Annotated in this window: 10 protein-coding genes; 1 reads left to right on the top strand and 9 read right to left on the bottom strand. The window is 49.9% G+C overall.

Going from position 1 to position 11,575, the window contains the following annotated elements; genetic code table 11:
• Positions 1 to 232: hypothetical protein (locus QZ375_RS12230; protein WP_295219540.1), on the top strand; the 232-nt coding region annotated here is incomplete at its 5' end.
• Positions 233 to 257: 25 nt separating this feature from the next.
• On the opposite strand, the gene QZ375_RS12235 is transcribed toward QZ375_RS12230, so the two are convergent.
• The 9 genes from QZ375_RS12235 to QZ375_RS12275 form a co-directional block, all read right to left on the bottom strand.
• Entirely contained in the window at positions 258 to 1,547 is a 1,290-nt protein-coding gene (locus tag QZ375_RS12235) for a UDP-N-acetylglucosamine 1-carboxyvinyltransferase (RefSeq protein WP_295219541.1), read from the bottom strand.
• Between the two features lie 470 nt (positions 1,548 to 2,017).
• On the bottom strand, positions 2,018 to 2,836 hold the full coding sequence (locus tag QZ375_RS12240) for a peptidylprolyl isomerase (RefSeq protein ID WP_295219542.1): 819 nt from the start codon (positions 2,834 to 2,836) through the stop codon (positions 2,018 to 2,020).
• A 12-nt stretch (positions 2,837 to 2,848) separates the two neighbouring features.
• The gene (gene cysS, locus QZ375_RS12245) at positions 2,849 to 4,252 is read right to left on the bottom strand and encodes a cysteine--tRNA ligase (protein ID WP_295219543.1); all 1,404 of its coding nucleotides are present in this window, start codon (positions 4,250 to 4,252) and stop codon (positions 2,849 to 2,851) included.
• Positions 4,253 to 4,542: 290 nt separating this feature from the next.
• On the bottom strand, positions 4,543 to 5,196 hold the full coding sequence (locus QZ375_RS12250; protein WP_295219544.1) for an HAD family phosphatase: 654 nt from the start codon (positions 5,194 to 5,196) through the stop codon (positions 4,543 to 4,545).
• A 12-nt stretch (positions 5,197 to 5,208) separates the two neighbouring features.
• Positions 5,209 to 5,871 (bottom strand): serine O-acetyltransferase EpsC, encoded by a 663-nt coding sequence (gene epsC, locus QZ375_RS12255; protein WP_295219545.1) that lies wholly within the window; start codon positions 5,869 to 5,871, stop codon positions 5,209 to 5,211.
• A 487-nt stretch (positions 5,872 to 6,358) separates the two neighbouring features.
• Positions 6,359 to 6,952, bottom strand: coding sequence for a hypothetical protein (locus QZ375_RS12260; RefSeq protein ID WP_295219546.1), 594 nt, complete (start codon positions 6,950 to 6,952; stop codon positions 6,359 to 6,361).
• Positions 6,953 to 7,117: 165 nt separating this feature from the next.
• Positions 7,118 to 8,986, bottom strand: a complete 1,869-nt coding sequence (locus QZ375_RS12265; RefSeq protein ID WP_295219549.1) for an ABC transporter ATP-binding protein — start codon at positions 8,984 to 8,986, stop codon at positions 7,118 to 7,120.
• A 41-nt stretch (positions 8,987 to 9,027) separates the two neighbouring features.
• Positions 9,028 to 10,761 (bottom strand): ABC transporter ATP-binding protein, encoded by a 1,734-nt coding sequence (locus tag QZ375_RS12270; RefSeq protein ID WP_295219547.1) that lies wholly within the window; start codon positions 10,759 to 10,761, stop codon positions 9,028 to 9,030.
• Positions 10,762 to 10,815: 54 nt separating this feature from the next.
• Positions 10,816 to 11,256 carry a MarR family transcriptional regulator gene (locus QZ375_RS12275; protein ID WP_295219548.1) on the bottom strand — a complete coding sequence of 147 codons (441 nt, stop codon included), beginning with the start codon at positions 11,254 to 11,256 and terminating at the stop codon, positions 10,816 to 10,818.
• Between the last annotated feature and the right edge of the window lie 319 nt (positions 11,257 to 11,575).

Consider the following 11,575-nt stretch of genomic DNA (forward strand, 5'->3'; position numbering starts at 1 on the left):
CCAGGGACAGCGTCCCTGGTCGCCGCCGCAGCGGCGAAACACCCCGGCGCATACTTTTGCGCCACGGAGAAAAGGGGTGAGAAAAGCGACAGCTTTTCGAGGGGAAAGCGAACAAGACCGCTTTCCCCTGTTCCCAATCAAAGTAAGCAACACCTTGAAAACGTTCCAGTGGAACGTTTTCAACGCACCAACACCAAAACCAATCCCACAACAAAAGCCGTCAACTGCATGACGGCTCTTTCAACAAAAATTTTAACTTACAGTGCTTCTTTCAGCTCTGCCGGTGCCGCCGGCTCGGAAACCTTCTGAATATCTGCACCGATCTCACGAAGCTTTGCATCCAGATTCGCATAGCCACGCTCAATATGATAAATATCCTCAATTTCCGTAATACCGTGTGCTGCCAGTCCTGCAATAATCAGCGCTGCACCTGCACGGAGATCGCACGCCTTTACCGGTGCGCCCGTAAGCCGTCCGGTGCCTTCGACTACGGCAACCTTGCCATCCACAGAAATATCCGCACCCATACGGCGCAGCTCATCCACATAACGGAAACGCTGCTCCCAGACGCCTTCTGTAATGATACTCGTTCCCTCAGCCAGTGTCAGCAGCGTCGTGATCTGGGGCTGCATATCCGTGGGGAAACCCGGATGGGGCATGGTCTTGACATTGGTACGCACCAGCGGTCCGTCTACCCAGACACGAACGCTGTCGTCGAATTCCTCGATATTTACACCAATCTTCCGCATTTTGCTGGTAATCGGCTCCAGATGCTTCGGAATAACATTCTTTACCAAAACATCGCCGCCCGTTGCAGCTGCTGCAATCATGAAAGTACCTGCTTCGATCTGATCGGGGATGACGGAATATACTGCGCCGTGGAGATGCTCCACACCGCGAATCTTGATGACATCCGTGCCGGCACCCATGATATCCGCACCCATGGAGTTCAAGAAATTCGCCAGATCAACAATATGGGGTTCTTTGGCGGCATTTTCAATGATAGTCAGTCCCTTGGCACGAACAGCTGCCAGCATGGCATTCATCGTTGCACCAACAGAGACCACGTCTAAGTAGATCTGATTGCCCACCAGCTGATCTGCCACCAGATCCACCATGCCATGTTCAATACTGCAATTTGCACCCAGAGCAGAAAATGCCTTCAGATGCTGATCAATGGGGCGGTCGCCCAAAGGACATCCGCCCGGCATAGACACTCGTGCCTTTCCATAACGACCCAGCAGTGCACCCAGGAAGTAATAGGATGCTCGCATTTTCCGTGCGCTCTCATAGGGCACACAATAATTGGTCAGACCTGCCGCAGAAATGCGGACAGTGGTTTTGTTCAGATATTCCACCTGTGCTCCCATCTCATAGAGAATCCGCAGGCTGATGGAAACGTCGCTGATATCCGGAACATTTTCCAGAATACAAGGTTCATCGCTGAGCAGAACTGCCGGGATCAGGGCAACCGCCGCATTCTTTGCTCCGCTGACTTCTATTTCTCCGGCAAGACGACGTCCGCCGTGAATGACAAATTTATCCAATTTCGTCTCTCCTTCAATTTGTGCACCAGGCACTTGACGAAAGACGCCGGGAAAGGATCCGGGTCTTTCATGCCGGGAGGCACACCAGGAACCACAAACTTTTATTTCGCAGCAAGCTGCGCTGCAATTCCTGCACATCTATTCCAGCATGCCTGTACTTCACACACAGGCATTTCTGTTGTCATATGACTTATCTGGAAGTATCCTCCAAAAAATTGATTTTCCAAAATCGTCAGATGCACTTCCGGCGGCACACAGCTGTATGCAACTGCCATACAAACTGACGCATCTACACACAATATATTCTGTATGTTATCTTCTTTATTATACACGAATTCACTGCGTTTGTAAAGTAAAAAACAAGCATTTTTTTCGCATTTTGGCAGTATTGCAGGAAAAGTCAAGTCCGCCGTCAAACCATTTGTACGCATTTCATAAAAATGAAATCGAAATTTCAACAAAATGCCCAATCACGAAGCAGACAGTTCTCCATAAGTGCCGATCTCAATGGATGTGATCAGGATATCTTCCTCCGGTGGTGTATAGCCGCCCTCTGTCTCTGCCGATTTCGTTGCCGCATCGGTAATGGCATCGATGGTGGCAAAACTCTCGTCGCCATATGCCTGGGCAAATACCGTCATCTGCTGGGAATAGTTCGGCACGCCGCCCCGTTCCAGAAATGCGTTATTGATCTCCTCTGCATTTTCAGAGACAGACTGCAACTCCTCTTTGGTTGCCTCGTCAAACACAATGGAATTGCACACCACAAACCGTGTACCGCAGTAGCTGGTCATGCTCCCGGTGAGACGTGCCCAGAAGCCGCCTTCCTGTGTGGTAGTGGGCACACAGAATGCGCCTCGCAGCGGCCAGAGATCTGCACTGATTTCCCGTTCCACCTTTTCGTAGGTACCGTCTGTGCCGGACGCCAATGTACCATCCGCATTGGGGCTGCCTGCCTCGAAGTAGATTCCTTTTTCTACGGAGAACACATAGGTATTATCATAATAACCAGATTTCACCAACTCTGTGAACTGTGCCACATAAGCAGGCGCCTGTTCCGGGTATAGTTCCGCCACAATATCCCCCACTGTGGTGTGCACTTTCATTGCCATTGCATCCTCTTCTGGTTCATCCAGCTGCACCAGTGTCGCCGTGCCCAGATCCACATAGGTTTTACTCTGCTGTTCCAGATAGGTGCAGCAGGAGAATACGCCGAAACAAAGCAGCGTCATGATGATCATCAGGATAAATGCCCTGGTGATCCCTTTTTTATGATCCTTGAGTGCCATAGCGTTCCTTTCTTATTCTGCGATTCTGGTAATTTCTGTACCCTGTCTGGTTTCCCGCACGGCATAGCCCAGTGCAGCGATCTCGTCCCGGAGACGGTCTGCCTCGGCGAAATCCTTTGCCTTTCTGGCAGCCTTACGCTGTTCCACCAATTCCATTACCTCTGCCGGGATCGCATCCGCCTTTTTGCGGTTATAGAGCAGACCCATGACACCGGTCAGCTCGTCAAAGAGCGCCACACCGGCTTCCAGCTGTTCCTTTGGCGTTGCAGCATCTGCGCTCATGATGTTCAATTCACGCACCAGTTCAAAAATTGCCGTCATACCGTCTGCGGTATTGAGGTCATCGTCCATAGCCGTAACAAACTGCTGTTTCCGTTTTTCAAAAATCTCCTTTGCCGCATCGGAAATTGTTCCTGGCTTTGCCGCAGCGATCGCACGATCCAGTGTTTCCCGGCAGGCATACAGACGTTCCAGAGAAGCTTTGCAAGCATCCAGCAGTTCCTTGCAGTAGTTGATGGGGCTGCGGTAATGCGCCTGTACCATCATATAGCGGATGACTTCATAGCCGTACTGCTCCGCCACTTCTCTTGCGGTGAAGAAATTGCCCAGGGACTTGGACATCTTCTTGTTGTCGATATTGATATAGCCGTTGTGCATCCAATAGTGGGCAAAGGGCTTGCCATTTGCGGCTTCGCTCTGTGCGATCTCGTTCTCGTGGTGCGGAAAAATCAGATCCTGACCGCCGCAGTGCAGGTCAAAAGTCTCCCCCAGATAGTGGCAGGACATGGCAGAACACTCAATGTGCCAGCCGGGGCGACCCTTACCCCAGGGAGATTCCCAATAGGGCTCGCCGGGCTTTGCGGCTTTCCAGACGGCAAAGTCCAGAGGTTCTTCCTTGACATCATTGACATCAATTCTAGCGCCTGCCTGCAATTCCTCAATGGGCTGACCGGACAGCTTGCCGTATTCCGGGAAAGATGAGGTGCGGAAGTATACATCTCCATTAGATGCCACATAAGCATGGCCGGAATCCACCAGTTTCTTCACAATATCAATGATCAGATCCATACTGTCAGTAACTGTGGGATGAATATCCGCATCCATGACATTCAAACCGTGGGCATCAGTTTTGTACTCTGCAATATAGCGAGTGGCAATTTCCGCAGCAGTCACGCCCTCTTCATTTGCCTTTTTGATGATTTTGTCGTCCACATCGGTGAAGTTCTGGACATAAGTCACTTTGTAGCCCCGATAGGTCAGATACCGGCGCAGGACATCGAATGCACAGATGGGGCGTGCATTGCCGATATGGATGTAGTTATAGACGGTGGGACCGCAGGCATAAATGCGGACGTGACCTGCCTCCATAGGGACGAGTTCTTCTTTTTTGCGTGTCAGCGTGTTGTAGATCTGCATGACCGTTTGCTCCTTTGATAAAATATAAGATGTATCCACGCCGGATGGCGTGGGAGTGAATTAAAAATCCTTTGCAGGATATTGTCGCTAAAATATTTTCGCTGCAAACGTCCCACCGGAACATTTGCAGAATTTTACTTGATAAGATGGTTTCACAAGGCGGGGTGTTTCGCCGTCTGCGGACGGTGACAAGGGGCTTTGCCCCTTGACCCCACCAGCATTTTTGAAAAATTGCTGGACCAAAAAACTTCATTACCTGTGCTTCGCACAGATCAGAATCACAGCATGTTTCACCTTGAAAACAGAAATTCTTGAAACGCCTGCATATCCGGAAAAATATGCTCTGCCAGTTGTTCCATCTCCGCCGTCGGCGGCAGAAGATCTGGGATCATCACCGAATGCATTCCGGCACGGGACGCCGCACGGATACCATTATAGGAATCCTCCACTGCATAAGCAGTTCCCGGCGGTATCCCCAGAGCTTCACAGGCTCGAAGATAAATCTCCGGCTCCGGCTTGCTGCGCTGTACCATATCACCGCCAATGATCTGATCGAAGCTGTTCTCCAGTCCGAACATGGCAAGCTGCTTCTGGATAACCACCTGCCGTGTGGACGAAGCAATACCTATGGCAAAATGATTTTCACGGAGTGCCGCCAGTATCTCCCGGACGCCGGACTTCAGCGCCAACTTGCCTGCCTGAACATGCTCCCAATACAGAGCAGACATCTCCGCCTTGTACTTGTCATAAGGAAAATCTGCACCATAAGTTTCCAGAAACTGCTGTTTTGCAGCGGCAGCATTGATACCTAGACATTTCTGACAGGTACTGCGCACATGAGCGATCTGGTGCTTTTCCGCAGTCAATTCCCAGCATTGCAGTACCAGTGCCTCAGAGTCAAACAGCACGCCGTCCATATCAAACACAACGCATTGGCATTTCATAGGAGTTCTCCTTTATTCTGCTTTTCCCGCAGATTCCTTCTGATTTTCCAGTTCCGTTATTTCCCTTCGAAGACACCGCACAGCGCATTGCAGCTTTGTGATGTCCTGCATATTCAGATCGGGAATATGGATCTGATCCAGATCCTGTTCCACCTTCTGCCCCTCTCTCCGGGCGATCCGTGCCGGAACACCCACAGCGGTGCAGTTGTCGGGAATATCCTTGAGCACCACCGCATTGGCGGCGACCTTCACGTTGTTCCCGATATTGATAGGTCCAAGCACCTTTGCGCCTGCACCCACCATGACATTGTCACCCAGCGTGGGGTGACGCTTGCCTTTATCCTTTCCCGTACCGCCCAGAGTCACACCCTGATACAGCAGGCAGTTATCACCGATAATGGTAGTTTCGCCAATGACAACGCCCATGCCGTGGTCAATGAACAGCCCCTTGCCGATCTGTGCACCGGGGTGGATCTCAATGCCCGTTTTGTGCCGGGCACGCTGAGAGATGATCCGGGCAATGGTATAGAATTTATGGGTATAGAACCAGTGGGCACGCCGATAACTGCGCACGGCTTTCAATCCGGAATAGGTCAGCAGAATTTCAAAGCTGCTGCGTGCTGCCGGGTCTTTTTCCTTTACGATAGCAATGTCCTCCCGAAGCTGTCGAAACATCGTATATCACCTCCAAAAAGTCAAACATGAAAGCTAGCTTCATATGCAGGCAGATGATATTCGCCTATACATTTCTAGCACAAAATTCCAGATGGAATCAAATCGATCTCTGTACCATTCTCTGTCAGAACAACACCCCATAACCAAAAACCGCCTCCGCAAATACACAAAATGCACTTGCAGAGGCGGTATTGATAACCACGGTCCCACTCTGATTTCTCACTTAAAGCACCGTAACGAGGTGTAGACGGATATGGATACTCATTTCCCCATATCAACTAACAGTTGCACTTCGTCGCAGTGCCCGGCATCGTTCCACCAACCCGATGCTCTCTGTGCAGTGCTGCTGCGGTTACTCTAACTGCTGCGTTGTTCTTATATTACCGGATTCCGGTCAATATTATTATATGCGATTCCGCTGTATTTGTCAATGGATATTTTGAAAATACACGAAGCGCCACTTTTGTGCGGTGTTGCCTTTGCGTTTTTATTCCCAGATCCGGTCATATCGGTCGTTCTCATCCATCCAGCCCGGCAGGGCATAGGGACGCATGGCAAAAATGAGCAGCAGCATGGCAAGCAGACAGAGCACATCTCCCCCAAGGCTGCGAATCACATAGGGTACGATGAAATCTGCTGTAGCACGTCCCGTCTCAGCAAGTCTGCCAATACGCTGGAACATGGGGACAAGCACCCCCAGAATACCGATGCCGGCGAAGCATGTTCCGGCAATGCGAAACACATACACCATAATATGTGGAAGCCGCAGCAGCAACAGCAAAAGCAGCAGAAAAAACAGCGCAATTTCCATCCAGTGCACCAGATTTGGTGCAAAACAGGCGATCAACGCCAATATCCCCGTGGGAAACAGAATCAGTTCTGTCCTCCGGCGCACCAGAATAAAACAAGTGCCTGCCAGCAGCAGACTTGCCGCAAGGGTCGCCCAATAGTCCCAGTACTGCGCATAATTGGGCATAGAGATCAGTGTATATATGGTGTTCAGACAAAGCAGCGAAGCACATACCCCAGCAGCCGCAGGAAGTCGGGAACGGGGTGGAAGATAACAGCGATTTACATTCAAGTCAGATTCCTCCTTTGATGTAATAATTAGGGATCAAGAGTTCAAAACATAGAATGACGATGTTCGCTATGCTTTCGATTGTGAATAGTGAACTCTCAAAAATCATTTATTTCATCCATCGCCGTAGGCAATACCATCATTCCTAACTCCTCATTCATACAAACATTACCCATTCTGTTGTATCCCAGTATACAATAGATAATACCGCCCTTTTTTCGCCATGAGCGATTCATGATTGCCTCGTTCTATGATCCTGCCCTGATCCAGAACCATGATCACGTCAGAATTCTGGATGGTGGACAGGCGGTGGGCAATGACAAAGACAGTTCTGCCGTGCATCAGTGCGTCCATGCCTGCCTGCACGATCCGTTCTGTTCTCGTGTCAATGGAAGAGGTTGCCTCGTCCAGGATCATGACCGGCGGATCGGCAACGGCAGCACGTGCAATGGAGAGCAGCTGTCGCTGTCCCTGAGACAGACCAGAGCCATCCCCGGACAATACGGTATTGTAACCATCCGGCAGCAGCATGATGAAATTGTGAGCGTTGGCACGCTTTGCCGCTGCAATACACTCCTCATCGGTGGCGTCCAGTCTGCCATAGCGGATATTCTCCATAACAGTTCCCGTAAACAAGTTGACATCCTGCAATACGATACCCAGAGAACGCCGCAGATCCGGCTTTTTGATCTTGTTGATGTTGATGCCGTCATAGCGGATCTTGCCGTCTGCCAGGTCATAAAAGCGGTTGATCAAATTGGTAATCGTGGTCTTTCCGGCACCCGTTGCACCGACAAAGGCGACCTTTTCACCGGGCTTTGCATAGAGGCTTACGTCATGCAACACGATCTTCTCCGGCACATAGCCGAAGTCCACATCAAAAAATTGCACATCTCCCTGCATTTTGGTATATGTTACAGTGCCGTCGCCATGTGGATGTTTCCATGCCCACAGTCCGGTGCGGTGGGATACTTCCACCAGCTGTCCATCCTGTTCCTCGGCATTGACCAATGTTACATAGCCCTCATCCGTCTCCGGTTCTTCGTCCAGCAGATTGAAAATACGGCCTGCACCGGCAAGCGCCATGACGATTGCACTTGCCTGCTGAGAGATCTGGGTAATGGGCTGGGTGAAACTTTTGCTCAGCTGAAGGAATGCGGCAATCACGCCAAGGGTGAGACCGCCTACGCCGTGGAATGCCAGAGCACCACCCAGCATGGCAATGAGCACATACTGCAAGTGCCCCAGATTGTTCATGATAGGCATGAGGATGTTGGAAAAACTGTTTGCTCTGGCAGCATTCCCGTAAAGTTCTTCATTATACTTGTCGAAATCCTTTTTTGTCTGTTCCTCGTGACAGAACACCTTAATGACCTTCTGCCCATGGATCATTTCTTCAATATAACCGTTGATCGCACCGATGGACTGCTGCTGCTTCACAAAATACCGTCCGCTTCTGCCGCCCACGACCTTAGTTACCAGCATCATGACCACTACGAACGCTACCACAAACAAGGTCAGCCAGACACTCAGATTCAGCATGGCACAGAACACTGCTACAACAGTAACAATGGATGCAAAGATCTGGGGCACACTTTGTGCCAGCATCTGCCGCAGGGTATCGGTATCGTTGGTATACAAACTCATGATATCACCGCTGGAATGGGTGTCAAAATAGCGGATGGGCAACGTCTGCATATGGGTGAACATTTCATCACGGATGGTTTTCAGAATACCCTGGGCAATAACTACCATCAGGCGGTTATACATAAGTGTTCCCACAATACCGGCAGCATAAACAACGCCCATTTTTACCAGTGCCATGGCAAGCTCGGAAAAATCCCGGCTGCCGCTGAGAAGCATGGGAGAGATATAATCATCAATGAGGGTTTCCAGAAACAGCGACCCGGCAACACCTGCCACGGCACTGATCAGGATACAAATCAAAACCAGGATCATCTGGATCCAATAACGTTTCATATAGGAAAGCAGCCGGAGCATACTTTTTCCAACGCCTTTCGCTGCTCCTGGTATCATAACACCTTTCGGCGGCCCTTGAGGTCCTCTCGGTCCTTGACTCATTGCGGAACACTTCCTTTCTGCTGGGATTCATAAACTTCCCGATAAATCGCATTATTTTGCAGCAATTCCTCGTGTGTGCCCATACCGTTGATCTTTCCCTCATCCATCACCAGGATCAGGTCTGCATCCATAAGAGAAGTCACACGCTGGGCAATGATCAGCTTTGTCGTATTGGGGATCTCATCCCGGAACGCCTGGCGGATGCAGGCATCGGTATGGGTATCCACGGCGCTGGTGGAATCGTCCAGAATGAGGATCTTCGGCTTTTTCAGCAGTGCCCGTGCAATACAGAGCCGCTGCTTCTGACCGCCGGAGACATTAGCGCCCCCTTGCTCAATATATGTATCGTATTGTTCGGGGAATGTCTGAATAAACTCGTCTGCGTGTGCCAGCTGGCAGGCACGTACAATTTCCTCATCTGTAGCACCCGGATCACCCCAGCGGAGATTCTCCTTAATAATACCGGAGAAGAGTACATTCTTTTGCAGCACCATGGCAACCTCTTCACGGAGTGCTTCCACGTCATATTCCCGGACATCCACACCGCCAACCTTGACTGTACCTATGGTGGCATCATAGAGACGTGGGATCAGCTGTACCAAGGAACTCTTGGCGCTGCCCGTACCGCCCAGGATACCCACAGTCATACCGGCAGGAATATGCAGATCAATATCCTGCAAGCAGCACTTATCTTCCCGCTTGCTATAGCTGAAGCTGACGTGCTCGAAGTCAATGCTGCCGTCCTGCACTTCGGTAACTGCATCTTCCGGACTGGTGATATCGCTTTCCTCATCCAGAAGCTCCGTAATACGTTCCATAGAAGCACGGGACATGGTGATCATTACAAAGACCATGGACAGCATCATCAAGCTGGACAAAATCTGAATAGCATATGTCATCAGGCTCATGAGCTGACCTGTAGTCAGAGTATCGCTAATGATCATTCTGGCACCAAACCAGGAAACCAGGATCATACAGCCATACATACAGAACTGCATGAGGGGCGCATTGAATGCCAGCCGCTTTTCTGCTTTGGAGAAATCCTGATAGATATTCTCTGATACACCGGAGAATTTCTCGATCTCATGTTCTTCCCGGACAAAGGATTTTACCACCCGGATGCCATGAAGATTTTCTTGTGTAATATTGTTCAGCTTATCGTATGTCTTGAATACCCGTTCGAAAATGGGATGCACCTTTGTCATAATCAGGAACAGTCCCACACCCAGCACCGGAATTGCCGCCAAGTAGATCAGCGACAACCGGAAACTCAGCTGAAACGCCATGACCATAGAAAAGATCAGCATTGCCGGCGAACGCAGCGCCACACGAATGATCATCTGATAGGCGTTCTGAATGTTGGTCACATCCGTGGTCAGACGGGTGACAATACTTGCTGCCGAAAATTTGTCGATGTTGGAAAAGGAATAATTCTGAACACGGTAGAACATATCGTGCCGCAGATTCTTTGCAAATCCGGAAGAAGCAAAGGCTGCAAAATGTCCGGCAAGTGCGCCGAACAGCAGCGATGCCACACAGCAGCCGATGAGAATGAGACCATAGTGGGTCACTGCATCCATACCGCCGTCACCGTCAATGCCCTCGTCAATGAGCATTGCCATGAGAATGGGGATCACCACTTCCATGACGACTTCCAGAATCACAAACACCGGCGACAGCAGCGACGGCAGCTTGTATTCCCGAACAGATCGGATCAATTTTCGTATCATGTACAAATCCTCCTTAGGACCGATTCCGCACAGCAACCGGAACAGGTTCTTGTTTTATGGGCATGACTCTCCGCCCAGATTATCACACATCTTCTGCATTACTTGCAGGAAGACAACTTTTTCCTCCTCTGATATCCCCTTTGTCAGCTGTGATTCAAATGCTATGATGTCCTCTTGGATCTGTTGATGCAGATCCATCGCTTTTGGTGTCAGCACAATTCGTTTCAGCCGGGCATCCTGCACCACACTTTCCCGGATGATAAGTCCGTTTTTCTCCATGAGCTGCAATGTTGCTGTCACAGTAGAACGGCTGATGGAAAATTGTTTCTCAATATCCCGCTGAAACACATCATGATCCCTGTTTTCATAGAGATATCCGATCAGATAGCCGTGCATTCCCGTCAGACGGTCTGCTTCCGCATGGACAGAAGAATAGATCTGCTTCCGTGCCATGAGCTTCTCCAAGCGGCGTATCTCAAACCCCAGATGCTGCAAGCGACCACCTCCTTATTTGTTCGATTCTGAACAGTTCGTTCCCGAACAGTTCGGCGTAAAACTATTTTAGCACAATTCTTCGAAATGTCAAGTGCTTTTTTCTCATTTCACAAAGTTTTTAAAAAGAATTCAAATGCGGCGCATACAAATTCCGCAGCAACTTTCAACGAAGGATATGTCTGCAACTACAGGTTGCATAAGTGCGCATACAGGTTGGTTGCGTTTTTCTCCTCTTTCCGGTATAATAGAGACATAAAATTTTTCTATAGGTCACCTCTAAAAACCATAAAAACGACCTTCAACAGTGTCGCAGCAAAAC

Source organism: Ruminococcus sp. (genome assembly GCF_019417665.1).
Lineage (GTDB): Bacteria > Bacillota > Clostridia > Oscillospirales > Ruminococcaceae > Ruminococcus_C.

Excerpts from the sequence above, each read along its gene's own strand:
- QZ375_RS12240 (WP_295219542.1), bottom strand. The coding sequence starts at position 2,836 with ATGGCACTCAAGGATCATAAAAAAGGGATCACCAGGGCATTTATCCTG.
- cysS (WP_295219543.1), bottom strand. The coding sequence starts at position 4,252 with ATGCAGATCTACAACACGCTGACACGCAAAAAAGAAGAACTCGTCCCT.
- QZ375_RS12250 (WP_295219544.1), bottom strand. The coding sequence starts at position 5,196 with ATGAAATGCCAATGCGTTGTGTTTGATATGGACGGCGTGCTGTTTGAC.
- epsC (WP_295219545.1), bottom strand. The coding sequence starts at position 5,871 with ATGTTTCGACAGCTTCGGGAGGACATTGCTATCGTAAAGGAAAAAGAC.
- QZ375_RS12265 (WP_295219549.1), bottom strand. The coding sequence starts at position 8,986 with ATGATACCAGGAGCAGCGAAAGGCGTTGGAAAAAGTATGCTCCGGCTG.
- QZ375_RS12270 (WP_295219547.1), bottom strand. The coding sequence starts at position 10,761 with ATGATACGAAAATTGATCCGATCTGTTCGGGAATACAAGCTGCCGTCG.